Origin of the sequence: Paraburkholderia sp. BR10954 (genome assembly GCF_040965775.1) — a bacterium.
Taxonomy (GTDB): Bacteria; Pseudomonadota; Gammaproteobacteria; order Burkholderiales; family Burkholderiaceae; genus Paraburkholderia; species Paraburkholderia youngii.
The window spans coordinates 153,968-170,507 of the sequence record NZ_JBFRCK010000008.1 but is presented as its reverse complement, the minus strand read 5'-3'; the positions used below and the strand labels follow the sequence as shown (position 1 = coordinate 170,507).

Annotated in this window: 16 protein-coding genes; 5 read left to right on the top strand and 11 right to left on the bottom strand. The window is 60.7% G+C overall.

The annotated features are described in order from the left end of the window. Positions 1–179: 179 nt before the first annotated feature. From AB4Y34_RS14805 to AB4Y34_RS14765, 9 genes are all read right to left on the bottom strand, one after another. Positions 180–1,424, bottom strand: a complete 1,245-nt coding sequence (locus tag AB4Y34_RS14805; RefSeq protein WP_368716430.1) for a condensation domain-containing protein — start codon at positions 1,422–1,424, stop codon at positions 180–182. Between the two features lie 335 nt (positions 1,425–1,759). After that, a complete protein-coding gene (locus AB4Y34_RS14800) occupies positions 1,760–1,966 on the bottom strand; it encodes a hypothetical protein (RefSeq protein ID WP_342964608.1) in 207 nt (68 codons plus the stop codon). Beyond that, the gene (locus AB4Y34_RS14795; RefSeq protein WP_176125009.1) at positions 1,963–2,829 is read right to left on the bottom strand and encodes an MBL fold metallo-hydrolase; all 867 of its coding nucleotides are present in this window, start codon (positions 2,827–2,829) and stop codon (positions 1,963–1,965) included. Before AB4Y34_RS14795 ends, AB4Y34_RS14800 begins: the two co-directional genes overlap by 4 nt. 19 nt (positions 2,830–2,848) lie before the next feature. Next, entirely contained in the window at positions 2,849–3,541 is a 693-nt protein-coding gene (locus AB4Y34_RS14790) for a class I SAM-dependent methyltransferase (protein ID WP_368716429.1), read from the bottom strand. After that, on the bottom strand, positions 3,522–5,048 hold the full coding sequence (gene mctP, locus AB4Y34_RS14785) for a monocarboxylate uptake permease MctP (protein WP_368716428.1): 1,527 nt from the start codon (positions 5,046–5,048) through the stop codon (positions 3,522–3,524). The genes AB4Y34_RS14790 and mctP overlap by 20 nt, the downstream gene beginning before the upstream one ends. Next, positions 5,045–5,269 (bottom strand): DUF3311 domain-containing protein, encoded by a 225-nt coding sequence (locus tag AB4Y34_RS14780; protein WP_176125012.1) that lies wholly within the window; start codon positions 5,267–5,269, stop codon positions 5,045–5,047. The genes mctP and AB4Y34_RS14780 overlap by 4 nt, the downstream gene beginning before the upstream one ends. Then, positions 5,266–6,498 carry a PLP-dependent aminotransferase family protein gene (locus AB4Y34_RS14775; RefSeq protein ID WP_368716427.1) on the bottom strand — a complete coding sequence of 411 codons (1,233 nt, stop codon included), beginning with the start codon at positions 6,496–6,498 and terminating at the stop codon, positions 5,266–5,268. Before AB4Y34_RS14775 ends, AB4Y34_RS14780 begins: the two co-directional genes overlap by 4 nt. A 161-nt stretch (positions 6,499–6,659) precedes the next feature. Next, positions 6,660–7,562, bottom strand: a complete 903-nt coding sequence (locus AB4Y34_RS14770; RefSeq protein WP_368716426.1) for a LysR substrate-binding domain-containing protein — start codon at positions 7,560–7,562, stop codon at positions 6,660–6,662. A gap of 118 nt (positions 7,563–7,680) precedes the next feature. Continuing rightward, complete coding sequence (locus tag AB4Y34_RS14765) at positions 7,681–8,475, bottom strand: SDR family oxidoreductase (protein ID WP_368716425.1); 795 nt, start codon at positions 8,473–8,475, stop codon at positions 7,681–7,683. Between the two features lie 70 nt (positions 8,476–8,545). Here AB4Y34_RS14765 and AB4Y34_RS14760 point away from each other — a divergent pair, with 70 nt between their 5' ends. Continuing rightward, a complete protein-coding gene (locus AB4Y34_RS14760) occupies positions 8,546–9,481 on the top strand; it encodes a LysR family transcriptional regulator (protein WP_368716424.1) in 936 nt (311 codons plus the stop codon). A gap of 138 nt (positions 9,482–9,619) precedes the next feature. Here AB4Y34_RS14760 and AB4Y34_RS14755 read toward each other — a convergent pair whose 3' ends face one another. Then, on the bottom strand, positions 9,620–10,552 hold the full coding sequence (locus tag AB4Y34_RS14755; protein WP_368716478.1) for a LysR substrate-binding domain-containing protein: 933 nt from the start codon (positions 10,550–10,552) through the stop codon (positions 9,620–9,622). A gap of 289 nt (positions 10,553–10,841) precedes the next feature. Between AB4Y34_RS14755 and AB4Y34_RS14750 the strand changes: the two genes are divergently transcribed. Together AB4Y34_RS14750 and AB4Y34_RS14745 are read left to right on the top strand one after the other, a co-directional pair. Next, positions 10,842–11,942 (top strand): YeiH family protein, encoded by a 1,101-nt coding sequence (locus tag AB4Y34_RS14750; RefSeq protein WP_368716423.1) that lies wholly within the window; start codon positions 10,842–10,844, stop codon positions 11,940–11,942. A gap of 301 nt (positions 11,943–12,243) precedes the next feature. Next, a complete protein-coding gene (locus AB4Y34_RS14745) occupies positions 12,244–12,837 on the top strand; it encodes an MBL fold metallo-hydrolase (RefSeq protein WP_368716422.1) in 594 nt (197 codons plus the stop codon). Between the two features lie 171 nt (positions 12,838–13,008). Here AB4Y34_RS14745 and AB4Y34_RS14740 read toward each other — a convergent pair whose 3' ends face one another. Then, positions 13,009–13,980 carry a zinc-binding dehydrogenase gene (locus tag AB4Y34_RS14740; protein ID WP_368716421.1) on the bottom strand — a complete coding sequence of 324 codons (972 nt, stop codon included), beginning with the start codon at positions 13,978–13,980 and terminating at the stop codon, positions 13,009–13,011. A 203-nt stretch (positions 13,981–14,183) separates the two neighbouring features. Between AB4Y34_RS14740 and AB4Y34_RS14735 the strand changes: the two genes are divergently transcribed. After that, positions 14,184–14,636 carry a VOC family protein gene (locus AB4Y34_RS14735; protein ID WP_176384515.1) on the top strand — a complete coding sequence of 151 codons (453 nt, stop codon included), beginning with the start codon at positions 14,184–14,186 and terminating at the stop codon, positions 14,634–14,636. A gap of 374 nt (positions 14,637–15,010) precedes the next feature. After that, complete coding sequence (locus AB4Y34_RS14730) at positions 15,011–16,516, top strand: ISNCY family transposase (RefSeq protein WP_368716420.1); 1,506 nt, start codon at positions 15,011–15,013, stop codon at positions 16,514–16,516. The last annotated feature ends 24 nt before the right edge of the window (positions 16,517–16,540 follow it).

Here is a 16,540-nt window from a genome sequence, read left to right as displayed (position 1 = left end):
TTAAGCAGTGGCCGTGAGTTCGGGGAATAAACGGCTGGAACAACGGTTTTTTAAGCGGTCATGTATCAAAGCGACAGGAATTGCTTGTCCTTCTTGCCATTACGCGCTGTGGACCTCGGATTTCGCGCCTCAAAGCGGCAAGAATCGCGGCAGCGGAGGCCGCCGGGCGGAGCGCATCTTCAGCGGAGAAAGCTAGTCGCCCTGGACAGCAGTTGCTCGAATCGCCGAAACCACGGCATGTGTTTATCGCCGTCCGCCGTACTCATAGTGACCGATAAACGCCCACCCACCGTTGCGATCCCCACAACAGGTATCGGTTCCGCGTTCAGCAACAGGTAGGCTGCTCTGACACGGACACCCGACTTCGAATTGCTGAAGGGGAGCATTCCGAGGTTCGAAAGTACGGTCTGGTACCCGAGCTCGCAACGTATCGCCCCCCACAATGCCTGCATGTCCTCCTCGCTTCGGATGTTCGCTAGCATCGACCGCATTGCCTTGATGCTGTCGAGTAAGGGCGGCAATGTGCGCGCCTGATCCAGCTGAGTCCGCACGGTTCGCGCCGCCTCCCAGAAACAGTCGGTCTTACCTTCGGTGATCGAGGTGATACCGGATGTAATATACAACCCGACATCGTCTTCGATGGAAGGCAAATGGTGACGTGCATTGATGGGTGACAGACTGCGCCGCGATGGCCCTTCACTGGCAAGAAGCGCGGCGGCCGTCAGGGCGCTGTGAAGCGTCGTACGTTCGTAACGGCAGCGCAAACCCAGTTCGTCGACGACATCGGGCGAGAGTGAAAACGTCGCGATGACAGGCTGTCGCGAGGGTATGTGACCGACTGTCATCGAGACAGCGTCATACCGTGAAGCGGTCGAGCCGGGGGTGATCAGTTGTTCGCGGCTCATGCGCGCTGGCAGTGGGGCGCGAATTTCACCCTGCACCGCTGCGAGAATATCCCTTGTGAGATAAACGGCGGAGATACCGTCGCCAATGGCGTGATGAACGGCCAGTAGCAAATGCGAAGTCGATTCGCCCTGAACAAGGCGTACGCGTATCAAGGGGCCTTTCTCCGCGTCAAAACGCGTATGGAGTTCGCGGGTCGCGGCACCCATCCATGCAGCCTCGCCTGTTCCATGATCCAGTCGAAACTGGATGGGCTCGCCAGTCGCGACGAATCTCGGCCGTGCCCCAGGGTCGCAGACAATGCGGACGCGCAATGGAGGATGTCTTTGCTGAACCGCGGCCAACGCGGTCGGCCAAAAAACTCGGCCTGACGGAAGATTGTCGATCTCTGTCACCAGAAGAAAATGACGCGGCTCGATTCGATCGGTCGCCCAAAGGATCTGTTCGAAGGCGTCCAGTTCACGCGTCAGGACATGAGTCGACCCGTCCTGCATCGTGGTTTTTTGCTCGGTGTTTGACATATCGATTGAATGACACTGGTGAATTCTTCAATTATTTCCACCTCGGCTGCTGAGGCAGTTGTGCTGGAAAAAGGGCACAGCTATCCCACGATGCCAAGAACGAACGCATTCACGGCCAAAAGCAATAGAATCAGGATCGCAGGCAGATAGCGTATGGCGACTGATCCGGCATCGCGCTTGTGCGAACCGGGCGTCGCATTGAACCTTGCTCGTTTTCTCATTTCGAAGGATTCTGGAAGCGGCGCGCGCAACGATGATGCACACCCCGCAGCGAGGCGCGCGTGGTCTCACGGCACAGCGTTGAAGGTTCCCGGCAACGAACAGCGTTGCCGTGTTCAGTAGGCAGCAGCCATCGACAGCAGCAGATAGCGCATGAGTTCGATTTCTTCATCGAGCGGCGCGTTCGGCGCGGCGTTGTCGTCCGTCGACGGCGGCGCCGTATCTCCGTCGAGACATGCAGCAGTCGGCGCTTCCGGGGTGCAAGACGCATTGCCACCGCCCGGACCGCCGCGCCGAAGCAATCGGCTCAGCGCGCCGATCACGAGGGATCCTCGACGAGATGCGTTTCGTCGATCGGTATCCGCATATAGCGGCGGCCATTGTGGTCGGAAGCGGGCAGACGTCCGCCGCGCAGATTCACCTGCATCGCGGGGAACAGCAGTGCGGGCACCTTCAGCGTGAGATCGCGCGCAGTTCGCAGCGCAACGAATTCGCTCTCGCTGATGCCGTCGCGCACATGAATATTGTGTTGCCGCTGCTCGCGGATCGTCGTCGAGAAGCGTACGTTACGCCCCGCCGGCGGGTAGTCGTGACAGACGAATACGCGAGTCGATTCGGGTAGTGCCAAAAGCCGCCGGATCGACGCGTAGAGCGTTTGCGCATCGCCACCCGGGAAATCGCAGCGTGCCGTGCCGAGGTCGGGCATGAACAGCGTATCGCCGACGAACAGCGCATCGCCAACCAGATAGGCCGTGTCGGCGGGCGTGTGTCCAGGAGTTGGAATCGCACGCGCCGTCATTGTGCCGATCGTGAATGCTTCCTCGGGGCCGAATAGATGATCAAAGCCGTGCTCATCGGCGAGATCGAATGTCATCGAGAACAGCGAGCGCACGTTGACGATGCGCTCGCTCGTTGCGATGGTGCCGCCCATGCGGCGCTTCAGTTCGACTGCACCCGACAGATGATCCGCATGCGCATGCGTTTCGAGAATCCATCCGACGACGAGTTGCTGCTCGCCGATAAACGCGAGGATGCGATCGAGCGACGCAGTCGATGCGCGCCCCGACGCCGCGTCATAGTCCAGTACGGGGTCGATCACCGCGCAAGTCGAACCGGCGCCTGCATGAACGATGTGACTGACGGTGCCCGTTGCTGCATCATGAAAAGATTGAACGTGAGGGAACATAGCACTCCTGAAACGTGATTCACTGCATGCACGAAGCGCGCACGAGAAAGAACGTGCGTAGCGCGGCGGGCGCGGGCGCCGCTGCCCCGTGATCGACATAGCGTTCGATCTGCACGTGATCGAAACCCGCTTGGAAGCAGGCTTCGCGAAAAGTAGTCGGTCCGTAGACGCGAAAACCGTGGCGGCCGAACGGCATCGACAGCGCCGCTTCGGGTGTCATCGCGGCGATCACCAGTCGCCCTTCGTCGCGCAGCACCCGGCGGATTTCCCGTAGGGCTGCCAGCAGGTCCGGCCAGAAGTAGACGCTGTTGATCGCGATGGCCTTGTCGAATGAGGCGTTCTCGTAGGGAATGCTGGCGGCATCGGCCGTCGTCAGCGCGACGCTTCCGCGCGCGAGCAACATGGCGTTGCGTTCGCGAGCCGCGGTTGTCATCGTCGGCGATATGTCAAGGCCGACGAGTGTGAGCCGTGGCGCACGCGTCAGCACGGATTCGATATGGCCGCCGTTGCCCGGCCCGATCTCGACGATGCGTTCGTCCGCTTGCGGATCGAGTCTGGTGAAGGCCGCGTCGATCAACGCCGCGTTGACGCGCTCCATCATGTCGCCAACTGCGAGGCCGGTCTCGCCCGCAGGACACGCGAGGTGCGACATCAGGGTATCGATGTCGATGCCCGCGAGTGCGTCGCTGCTGCTATCGGTTCTGGAGGTCACCTTCGACTCCTTCTTCGTGCGGCTTCACGAAAAGCAACGACGACGCGAGGACGACGACAAAGTTGACAAGCAACGCGATCACAGCGGCATAGACAGGCATCGCGAGCGCGCCGACGTGAATCGTGTAAGTAGCGGTCTTGAAGCCGTTCCCGGCAATCATCCACGTGCCGGTGCCCAGCCCGGCTATCCAGCCTGCCATCAGACTGCGTGCGCGCATGGCCGGCACGAAGAGACCGAGCACGACAGCAGGCAAAGTCTGCGTAATCCACACCCCCCCGAGTAACTGCAACTGAATCGCGAACTGCACGGGCACGAACAGGACAAAACCCAGCGCCCCGAATTTGACGAACAGCGAGACCCGCTTCGCCACCCGGGTCTCGCGCGCCGCGCTGCAATGCGGCGCGAAATACGGCCGCCACACGTTGCGCGTGAACAGGTTGGCCGCGGCAATCGACATGATCGCGGCGGGCACCAGCGCGCCGATGCCGATCGCCGCGAACGCGACGCCGACGAACCACGAAGGGAAGTAGTGCAGGAAAAGTGCGAACACCGCGAAGTTCGGACCGTACTGCCGGAACTGATCAGCGTACTCGGGCATAGCGCCGACACCCGCTGCGAGCGCCATCACACCAAGCAGTGCTACGAAGGCGAGCAGCAGCGAATACGCGGGAAGCAAGGCCATGTTGCGCCGGATCACGCGATCCGATGAGGCGGAGAGTGTTGCCGTCATCGAATGCGGATAAAGCAGCAACGCAAGCGCCGAGCCGAGCGCGAGTGTTGCATATGACGAGTAGCCGTTGAGGCTCGTGGCGTCCGGCGCTTTCAGCAGCAGCTTCGCTGCCGGCAACGCCGCGAACATGTGGCCGAAGCCGCCAAGCTGCGTCGGGATCACGATCAGTGCCGCGATGATCGTCGCGTAAATCAGCAAGTCCTTGACGACAGCGATCATTGCGGGCGCGCGCAATCCGCTCGACCACGTATAGACCGCGAGCACGCCGAACGCGACGAAAAGCGGCAGTTCGCCGAGCCACCCATGCGTCGGAAAACCGAGCGCGCCGAGCGTGACCTGAATGCCCACCAATTGCAGCGCGATGTACGGCATGGTCGCGAGCAAGCCCGTCAACGCAATCGCGAGCGCGAGGGGACGACTGCCAAAGCGGTGTTCGATGTAGTCGGCGACGGTCACGTGGCCATGCTGGCGCGCAACGCGCCACAGGCGCGGCAAGACGAGAAAGCCGAGGGCAAACGTGATGATGGTGTAAGGCACCGCAAAGAAACCCGTCGCTCCCGCCGCAAATACAAGCGCCGGCACGGCGACGAAGGTATAGGCGGTGTAAAGGTCGCCGCCGATCAGGAACCAGCTCATGACAGTGCCGAAGCGCCGACCGGCGAGTCCCCATTCGTCAATGGCGCTGAGATCGCCGCGCCGCCATCGCGATGCCACCATGCCGAGCGCGCTCACCAGCGCAAAGAGTGCGACGAAGATACCTATGGACATCACGTTCATGCGGCACCTTCTTGCGATCGCACGGCGGCCTTGCGTACGGCGCGCGCATCGAGCAGGTAGGCCGCGCCCGTCAGCAGCGCGCCCGCGAGGACGCAGCCCGTTTGCCACCAGTAGAAGAATGGCCAGCCATCGAGCGTTGGTGTCACGCGGTTGTAGAAGGGCACGCAGAGTACGGCAACGATAGGTGTGGCAAGCAACAGTAGAGTCAGCCGGGTTGTCATCGGTCGAGATCCAGGTCGAAAACGGGGGTGAACGCACGCGAGTGCGCGTTGATGAGCGCAGCCAGCCGTTCGATGCCGCGGTCGATCTGCTGCGGCGATACGGTCGCGAAGGACAGGCGCAGAAAGTGGTGGAGCGGATCGCGTGCAAAGAACGGCGCGCCGGGGACGAATGCGACATTGACGGCAAGCGCGTCCTCGAGCAGTGCCGCGCTGTCGATGTCGGGCGGCAGCGCGAGCCAGACGAACATGCCGCCTTCGGGCACGTTCCAGCGCACGCCTTCGGGCATATGCTTGTCGAGTGCAGATAGCATTGATTCGCATTGCTGATGATAGAAACTGGCAAGCCGCGGAATGTGAGATTCGAGAAAGCCGTCGCGCACGGTCTCGTAGACGATGTGTTGCGAAAGCGTCGAGGTATGCAGATCGGCCGCCTGCTTGACCTGGACAAATTTTTGCTGCAGCACGCCCGGCACGATCATGTAGCCGACCCGCAATCCAGGCGCGAGGGCCTTTGAAAACGAACCCAGGTAAATGACGTTGTCGGGCGCCATCGAATGGATGGACGGCAACTGACCGGCGTCGAACGCAAGCGCGGCATAGGGATCGTCCTCTACGACCATGAGCCCGGTGCGGCGGGCGATTTCCGCGATCTTCCTGCGACGCTGGAACGGCAGACGCGTCCCCGTGGGGTTCTGGAAGTTCGGCTGCAGATACAACAGCGCGGCGCGCTCGGGTTCGATGTATTCGAGCGCTTTCGACACGATGCCGTGGTCGTCCGTCTGCACGCTCACGAATTCGGGTTCGTATAGCGAGAGCGACTGCAACGCGCCGAGATACGTCGGCCGCTCCACGAGCACCGCGCTTTGTGGATCGACGAGCACCTTGCCGATGAGGTCGAACGCCTGCTGGGAGCCGCTTGTGATCAGCACGTTGGACGGCGTGACGGGATGCTGGCTGGTCGAGTGCGCGCGCGCGATCCATTCGCGCAATGGCGCATAGCCTTCCGTCGCGCTGTACTGAAAGCTGTCGGCACTGGAAGCATGCGTCGCCCGAGCGGATGCATCGCGTAGTGCGGCGAGCGGAAACGAGGCGGGCGACGGAACGCCGCCCGCAAACGAGATCATCTCGGGTCGTTCGGTAAGCTTGAGAATTTCACGAATCGCCGAACTGTTCAGCGACCGCGCACGTTGAGCGATACGCCTCTCGGCATGGGACAACTTATTTGCCATCTGATTGCTCCTTGAAGAGCGTCATCGTAGACAGCAGGGAAACGATAAAAAAGATGGATCGAGGAGTAAAACTGTTTCCGTAGGGAAACGACAGGGATAGCGACGCAATCGGGCCCGCGCGACTTTTATGCGCTCGAATGAAGGATTGCTTGCGAAGGGACTCAGTCGTTCATCAAGGCGGGCAATGCTTCCGCGAGATAGTCGACGGTCACGCGCATTGCTTGCGTCATGCCGCGTTGCGACGAAAAGACGACACTGAGCGTGCCGCGTGGAATGTGCCAGTCTGGCAAGACACGCACGAGCCGGCCGTCCGCGAGTTCTGCCTTGCACATCGGCGCGGGTAGGGCGACGACGCCTAGCCCCGCCTGGGCGGCGAACTTCGCGAGCGGCGCGTCGTTGCAGCGAATCCTCGGGTGATATGAAACGGTCGCGGTGCGGCCGTTCGACCCATGCAGCAACCACGTGCTGTCGGTATCGCGACGCGCCAGCTGCATGCCGGACACGCCATTCAGCTCATGCGGTTCGGTGGGCGGTCCGTTCGCGAAGAGCGTGGCGCTCGCGACGAGCACAACGCGCGTTTGAGCGACGGGGCGTGCAATCAGCGAGGAACTTTGCAACGGCTCCGTATGGCTGCGTAGCGCGATGTCATACCCTTCTTCAACGATGTCGACATAGCGGCTGGAGGTCAGCAGATCGATGTCGATTTTCGGATGCATGACGAGAAACGGCGGCAACACTTGATCGAGCGCCATGCGGACGATGCCAGCCGCGCACGTGATGCGCACGCGTCCGACCGGCTCCGTTAGGCGCGCTTGCGCGGCCTGCTCGGCATTGCGTACTTCGTTCATCACGCGCAGGCAGTGCGCGTGGAAGTCCACGCCTGCCTCGGTGAGCGAGAACTTGCGCGTCGTGCGGTTCGCGAGGCGCAGTCCCAGCGCCCGCTCCAACGCCTGCAAGCGTTTGCTAAGGGTGCCCTTGGGAATCCCGATCGCGTCGGCCGCGGCGGAAAAACCGCGTTTCTCGACCACGACCGAAAAATAATACAGATCATTGAGGTCGATCATGGCGATCGTTTCCTTGGTGAAACAATGAATCCATTCTAGACCGCTTTGAGGGCAGTTTTCGTGTTGCGGAACGCTGAACAAAATGGCGCAGCACGCCGTAGCGCGCCGCCCGCGCGGATCACAGGATGCCGTTGCCGAGGCCACCGTCGACCTGGATCGTTGCGCCGTTGATATAACTTGCGCGGGGAGACGCCAGAAACGCGACCAGCGCGCCGAGTTCCTCAGGGCGGCCGAGGCGCCGCAAGGGTACGTCTTCGGCCAATTCCGCCAGCCCCTGCTGTTCGCTCTTGCCATCAGCGAGTTTCTGCTTGAGCGACGACTCGCGGATACGGTCGGTTAGTATCAGTCCCGGCGCCACGTTGTTGACGGTGATGCCATTTCCGTTCGCCTCGCGTGACAGCAGCTTGGCGAGACCGACTACACCCATGCGCATGCTCGTAGACAGTATCGATCCTTGCACCGCGTGCCGCACCGAAAAGCTGACGATATTGATCACGCGGCCCTCGCCGGAACGGCGCAGATGTGGCAGCGCCAGGCGTGTAAAGCGCGCAATGCTCATGAAGCTGAGATCGAACGCCTGCTGCCACGCGGCATCGTCGAACGTGTCGAACGAGCCGAAGGGCGGACCTCCGGCGTTGTTGACGAGAACATCGAGCGAGCCAAAGCGGGCGATGGTATCGGCGATCGCATGCGACGCGTCGTCGGGACGCCGTACATCCACGGTGATCGCGTCCGCGTTCGGCACGCCCGCATCGCGTAGTTGCGCAAGCGCGTGCGCATGACGGTCACCGTTCGACGACGCGATCATCACGTTCGCCCCTTCGCGTCCCAGTTCGATTGCGCTCGCCAGCCCGATTCCGCGCGATGCGCCTAGCACGAGCGCCGTTTTTCCAGACAGTTTCAGATCCATCATCTACCTCTTGTTTACAAGAACACCGGCAGTCTAGTTTCCGGCGATACTTGCATAAATGGTCGGTTTGGTAATGCTGGATTCCATTATTGAAACGACTGGTCGACGCGCTCGTCTGGGGATTGAACTTATGGACTGGAACAGATTGCGGTTTTTTGTTGCCGTCTATCGGCATCGCACGCTTGCGGGGGCTTCCCGCGAACTGAACAGCAATCCGCCCACGGTCAGCCGTCAACTCGCGGCGCTGGAGCATGAACTGAAATCGAGGCTATTTCTGCGCACGCCCCGCGGCTATTTGCCGACAGACGCAGCCGATGCACTGATCGACGTCGCGATGCAGATGGAGAGCAGTGCGCTGGAACTCGAGCGGCGCGCGGGCGGTGCAGATACGTCGTTGAGCGGTGTGGTCCGTGTTGGCACGTCGGATGTGCTGGGCACCGGGTATGTGATACCGGCCATTGCATCAGTGCGTCGCGCGTACCCGGAGATTCGCATCGAAGTGGATATCGCCTCGGCATTTTCCCGGCTCGCGCAACGCGAGAACGATATCGTCGTGCGTAACGTACGGCCTGAGCAGGCGTCCGCAATCGTGCGTCGTTTACCCGGACTGACGACTGCCCTGTATGCGAGTCCAGCGTACCTTGCGAACTTCGAGACGCCACGTGACATCGGCGATCTCATTGCGCACGAGTTCGTAGCGCTCGTCGCGGGCGACGGGATACGCTGGTTTCCGCCGCTGCACGCGCTGCGCCCCAGACTGCGGGTGCCGGGCGTGCAGGTAAACTCGATTCTCGCGCTCGTCGCCTCCTTACAAGGCGCGGTGGGCATCGGGGAATTGCCGGCCTATATAGGTGATGCCATCGCTGATCTCGTACGCGTGCTCCCCGATGTAGAGAGTGCCTACGATGTCTGGCTCGGCATGCATGCTGATTTTCATCGAACGGCGCGCGTACGTGCCGTCGTCGATATGATCGTTCAACAGTTTCAGGGCGGCAAGCTGGTTCATTAGCGGGGTGGGTGACCGCCAATCCGAAGGCAGCGCTGCAGAATACGGCTTGCGTCCCACGTGAGGATCGATACTTCACTTGCCACATGAACAGGAGGAAGCCTTGCAATGACAAGGGAGCGAGCGGTATGCACATCCGCGTCAGGAATGCAGATGCGCGACGTTCAGCGTGACGGGGAATCGGCCTTTGGCATTCGCCGTATGCTCGTGGGCGAGTTCGAAGAAAGCCTGACTGCACGGCGAGAGCGAGCGCCCCTTGAGCCAGACGAGATTCAGCGCACGCTCTATTCGCATGTCGGCCACTTCCAATGTGCGCAGTTCGCCACGAGCGATTTCCTCACGGATACTGAGTGAGGATACGTAGGCCATGGTCTGTTGCGCGACAAGCATGCGCTTGATGGCCTCGGTGTCGCTCACCGACATCGAAGGTATCATCTCGAGCCCGGCGCGCTGATACGCGCATTCGACTACCGCTCGCGTACCCGACCCCGGTTCGCGCAGGATTACCGTCTGCGCTGCAAGATTGCGTGCAAGCAGTGGCCCGTTGTTTTGCCGATATGCCGGCGCGGCTGCGAGTACGATTTCGTCGGAGCCAATATATTGCGCATGCAGGCGTGCTTCGTCATATGGACCCTCGATGAAACCAAGCGTGAACTCGCCGTTACCGAGGCCGCTTATGACCTCCTGTGTATTGGTCACAGTCAGTTCGATGCCGACCTTCGGATAAAGCGTCGTGAATTCGGCGATCATCTGCGGCACGAGATACACACCGAGCGTTGCGCTCGCACCTATTTTCAGGTGTTCTGGGCTCAGGCCAGCGACTTCCTTCAATTCGAATCGCGCCGCTTCGGCGAGGGTGAAGATCCGGTCCGCGTAACCGAACAACAGTTTTCCTGCATAGGTAAGGGACACGCCCCGGGGCAGCCTGTCGAACAGCAGAACACCGAGACGCCCCTCCAGTTCCTTGACCTCGCGGCTAACGGCGGGCTGGCTCACCCGCAGGCGCCGAGCGCCGCCACTCAAGCTGCCGGCACGGGCAACTTCGTAGAACGCAAACAGATGAGTGAAATTCATTGCCAACAGCCCGCGAATATCGCCGTGGCCGATTCTCGGTCCGAGATCCGATGATCAATGGCTTCCGACGCGATGGCCAAAATGGTAGCGGCGATTCGTTTGCCATTGAAGGAACTTGTGCGAGCAATACTGTTTCCTCTGGGAAACGATCGACTTAAAAAGAGGCTGCCAGACTCTGAAAACGAGTCGGGTATAACTCCAGGTCAGAGTAGGAGGTGCCTATTTTGTATTTTTCAGAACGCCTAACGATGAATAGCCTAGTCGCTCCGTTTAACACACCGGTGTCGACATGTCGTCCCTTTTCCCGAACCGCCCAGCATTGCGCAGCAAGAATCCGACTGGGCCTCGTTACCTTATTGGAGTGCTTCCCGGCATCGCGCTATGTATCGGCGTGTGCTTGATCGCGTGGCTGCTGCAAGCGCTGCAAGCGCATCTATTCGGTCACGTGTGGCTTGAATCGCTCGTGCTCGCGATTCTCGTTGGCGCGCAGGTCCGCGTCATATGGACGCCAGGCGAGCGTTGGACGCGCGGAATTACGTTCAGCGCTAAAACCTTGCTGGAAATCTCTGTCGTGCTGCTCGGTGCATCGTTTAGTGCCGCCGCGTTGCAAGCGACCGGCATCAAGTTGCTGTCGGGCATTGTCGTGATCGTCGTCGCGGCCATCCTTGTCAGCTACGGAATCGGACGCGCACTCAAGTTGCCGAGGCGCATGGCGCTGCTGATCGCGTGCGGGAATTCAATCTGCGGAAATTCGGCCATCGCGGCTGTTGCCCCCGTGATCGGCGCAAGCCGTGATGATGTTGCTGCGTCGATCGCCTTCACGGCGGTGCTTGGCGTTGCGGTAGTGCTTGGATTGCCGCTGCTGTCCCCGGTTCTTCGTCTTAACGCGGTGCAGTATGGGACATTGGCAGGTATGACCGTCTATGCGGTGCCACAGGTGTTTGCCGCGACCGTGCCGGTCTCAACCGTCAGTGTCCATATTGGCACGCTGGTCAAACTGGTGCGTGTGCTTATGCTCGGACCGGTGATGCTGCTCCTCTCGGCGCTCGCCCGTAGGCGTGATGCGAACACAGGAACGCCAGAGCAGGGCAACGACGGGACGAACCGGCCCGGTATGGTTCGTCTGACGAAGCTGGTGCCATGGTTTATCGTCGGCTTCGTTCTCATGGGCGCGGCACGCGCGACGGGGCTGATTCCGATGACGCTGTTGCAGCCGGCAAGCCAGTCAGGCAGCGCGCTCACTGTCGTTTCAATGGCTGCGTTGGGTTTAGGTACCGATCTGCGAACCATCTCAAAGGCGGGGCTGCGCGTCACATTTGCGGTGATTCTTTCGATACTCGCGTTGGCGGCGATGAGTCTGGTGTTGATCAACATATTGCGGATTGCATGACGTTGCCGTCCGGCCGATATATCGACGAGCCGACTCCTGCAAGGGTGCAAGACTGGCTGGCTTCGCGCACGGACGCGCGACAGGCGTTCGCACGCCTCGTCCTCCATTGTTTCCATGCGGAAACGGTTTTTTCCCGCAGCCTGCTTTTTCATGCGCTCGACCTTGCCTACGCTGTCGTTTGCCTGGAAGCGCGTCGACGGATGCCGGATGCCGTGCGTGTATGGACAGGTCACGCTGGCGATCGCGAGGGGCGCCGCGAAGTCTTCCTTGTTCGAACGTCGCGCATGTCAGAGGAGTGTCGTTGATGTTTCCGTGTGTCGAGACGTTTTACGATCCTTCGGCGGGCACGGTCAGCCACATTGTCTACGCCGGTTACGGCTCGCCGTGCGCCGTCATCGACCCGGTTCTCGATTTTGACGCCGCCATGTCGACACATTCGATCGAGCGCCTCGTCGCTTTCGTCGAGAAAAAGCGTCTGGAGGTTGAGTGGATACTTCAGACGCACGCGCATGCCGGTCATCTTTCGGGGGCGTCGGTGCTCAATGGCCGCGTCGGCGGAAAGACCGGCATTGGCCGCAGCATTGTCGACGTACGATCGATGCTTTCTGCGACGCTCGATCTGTCGAGCGAGCACGGTTTCGATCATCTGTTCGCCCCAGATGAGGTCTTCTTTATCGGCACGCTGCAGGCCCAAGTGCTTGCCATGCCCGAACCTGCCCCGTTCGATGCCGCGTTCATGATCGAGGACGCGCTGTTCGTCGTCGATACGCTGTTCATGCCGGAAGTGGGAGCGTGGCGCCGGGTTTGCGTTCGTGGACCTGCAAGTCTAGCCTGGCATGCATGCCGATTTCCATCGCACGGCACGCGTACGTGTCTTGGTCGCCAGGATCGTTAGCATGAAAATGCATGCCGGAGGCGGCGCTCCAGAGAATGGCGCTTTAAACAGGCGTCACGTGGGAAGCCTGAAGCGAAGCCCACATTGCTCGTGCTACGCGCGCCTGCTCGTCCGCGGACTTTGCTCTTCGACGCTCAACACGACCTTTCCAATGTTCTTGCGATCTTCTATCTAGGCATGCGCGTCGCCAGCGCGTTCGAATGGGAACGTGCGGTCGACATGAGGCCGAATCCAACCGGCTTCGACTCCGCCAAGCAGAGACCTCATCCACGCTTGCAGTTTTGGGACCTCGTGCCACAGATGCCCCAGGTTGACGCCAAAGACGCCGCGATTGCGACTCATCAAACTGAGCGGATGAAACCACGGAGTGGCGGCGGCGAGTGCGAGCAAGCGTAGAGCGCCGGGCAACTGCGTGGTGGTGGCGCTGGAAATGCCAAAGATGCCGAGACGGCCTGTCGAGCGCAGGGCCGAATAACTCTTCTTCCAATGGGAGCCGCCGAGAGGGTCAATGATCAATTCAGCCCCAGCGCCCGAGGTAAGCCTTATGAATTCTTCTTTCCAGTCACCACGAGTGTAGTCAATAGCGTGGTTCAGGCCGCGTTCGCGCAAGAATGGATGTTTGGCGGGACTCGCTGTCCCGTAGATCGTCGCGCCCAGGTGGCGTGCGATGTCGATCGCAGCCAATCCGACGCCACCACCTGCGTTATGGACCAGTACTGAGTCGCCGGCTGTCACCGCGCCCATCACCACCAGCAACTGCCATGCGGTGAGGTACTGGACGGGCAGCACGACGGAATGCTCATAATCCAACGCGGCCGGCATGGCGAACACTTGCGATGCTGGAACCGTTACGGTGTCGGCATAGCCGCCGAAGTGGACGAGCGCGAACACATCGCGGCCAAGCCATTGCTTGTCGACCTCGCTGCCGAGTTGGTCGACGATTCCTGAAACTTCATAACCCACGACCATCGGTGGGCGCGGTGCATCTGGATACAGGCCGCGCCGGGCAAGGATATCGGCGAAGTTGATGCCGCAAGCCTTGACGCGCACGCGAACTTCGTCTGGTCGCGGATTCGGGTCTGGCGCTTCACGAACCTGGAGCTTCTCCGGTCCGCCATGACCCGTGATCACGATTTGTTTCATGGGCTGTTAATTCAAACGTACCTCGTTTAACTGATCCCCACGCTCAAATTCGGTCATTCCTGCGTCGGTATAAAAGATCGCCGGACGCAGGTCGGATTATGATCGGATTTGCTCCACCACGTCTTGGAATCGTTCCAGATCGATGAGGATTTGAAACCGGGTTGCTTCGAGCACTGTCCACTTTATCGCAAGAGGAGGGTCAAATGGTTGACTTCAAAAAGCCTCGCGCCATCGGCTTCAACCACGTGGCGCTGGAAGTCGACGATATCGAGGAAGCGCTGGCGTTCTATGGCCGCATCTTCGATTTTCAACTGCGTGGCAAGAGCAAGACAATGGCCTTTATCGATCTTGGCGACCAATTCATCGCGTTGCAGGCAGGACGCAAACAGCCCGCCGATGACGGCCGGCATGTCGGCCTCGTTGTGGATGACAAGCAGGCGGCGCGCGCGGCTCTCAAGGCGGCGGGGGTCGAGCCGATCGAAGGTCCGTTTCTGGATTTCCGCGACCCATGGGGCAATCGCATCGAGATCGTGGGCTATGACAATATTCAGTTCACAAAGGCTCCGAACGTTCTGCGGGGTATGGGCCTGACGCATCTGACGAAGAACGAAAGCGCGAAAAAGGAGCTGGCGGAAAAAGGCATGGCGGACAGCTAGAGCGACCGTGACGACCGACGTTCAGATACGTCCGAATTCGAGTTGCGCGTTAATGCCGCCGTAGCCTCATTGCGGCTTGTTCACGGACTGCGCCATACCCGTCGCGCGCCTTCCAGCGGCGCAGTGTTCGAGAAGAAATATGAGGCGCGTTTTCACCAGCCCATGCTGATCTGCGCACCGTTTTCGTCCGACGCCACACTCGCTTCTAACAAGCACCTATGGCATTTAACATAATATAATTTATCAACGATTTTAGTGTAGGTCCCAAATAGAAATGTCGGGTTTCCGCTAAATAGAAATGTCGGGTTTCCGCTAAATAGAAATGTCGTGTTCTGGGTAGTTTGACTGCCGGACATCCGCTCAGGGAGCCGGCGATGAACGCGACCGGGACGATCACGATGACGATGCGTGAGATCGATCGGCTGAAGGTTATTCAGGCCGTGACCGAAGCCCGGCTCAAGCCGGGCCAGGCCGCCGAACGCCTGGGGTTGAGCGTGCGCCAGATCGAACGGCTGGTGCTGCGTTACGACGCGGCCGGCGTGGCCGGGCTGGTGTCAGGCAAGCGTGGGCGTGCAGGCAACCACCAGCTGCCTGCTGGCAAGGCGCAGCGGGCGCTGGCGCTGATCCGCGAACGCTATGCGGATTTCGGGCCGACCTTGGCGCGCGAGAAGCTGCGGGAATGTCATGGCATCGAACTGGCGGTCGAAACGGTGCGCACGCTGATGATTGCCGCGGGACTGTGGGTGCCGCGCAGGGATCGCCCGCCGAAGGTGTACCAGCCGCGTAACCGCCGCGCGTGCCTCGGTGAACTGATCCAGATCGACGGCAGCGATCACCGCTGGTTCGAGGACCGGGCGCCCGCCTGCACGCTGCTGGTGTATGTCGATGACGCGACCAGCCGCCTGATGGCGCTGCATTTCACGGCGACCGAATCGACCTTCGGCTACTTCGAGGCAACGCGTGCGTATCTGGAGCGGTACGGCAAGCCGGTGGCGTTCTACAGCGACCGGGCGAGCGTGTTCCGCAGCACGGCGGCCGGCAAGACGGGGCGCAGTGTCACGCACTTTGGCCGCGCGATGTATGAACTGAACATCGACACGTTCTGTGCGAACTTGAGTTCCGCCAAAGGGCGAGTGGAACGGGCGCACCTGACACTGCAGGATCGCCTCGTGAAGGAACTGCGCCTGCCCGGCATCAGCACGGTGGCGGGCGCCAACGCTTACGCGCCCTCTTTCATGGCCGCCTACAACGCGCGATTCGCGAAGCCGCCGCGCAGCGCGTTCGATGCACACCGGCCGTTACGGGCTGACGAGAGTCTGGATCTGGTACTCACGTGGCGCGAGCCGCGCAAGGTCACGAAGGCGCTCACGGTGCAGTACGACCGCGTGCTGTACCTGCTGGATGACACGCCTGAGCACCGCAGGCTGATCGACCGGTACATTGAGGTCTGGGAGTATCCGGATGGCCGTATCCAGCTGAGGGCCGATGGACGCGTACTGACCTGCCGGCAATATGACCGGCTTGCTGAAATCGATCAGGGCGCGATCGTTGAACACAAGCGTCTGGCTCACGTCCTTCAGGTGTCGCAGGCGATCCAGGCGCAGCGCGATAACCGGCGCATTGGCAAGGCGCCCTCACGGACTCACCGGGGTGCCGAAACCCGGGGTCAAGGCAATTCGCCAGGCAAAAAGAAGCAACGTGAATTTACTCAGGCCGATGTTGAACGGGTGATCGTAGATCTGGCGCAACAAAGAAAAGGACCGGTTCTACCACGCAAACCTGGCCGTCGGTCGGCAAGGGATCTCACAACAGACGTCAGCGCCCTGCCCGCTCAGGCCCGAAAGCTATATCTGAATCTGGCCATGACATTAGGGTCATAGGCACCGGCTCCGTAACTGGAATGG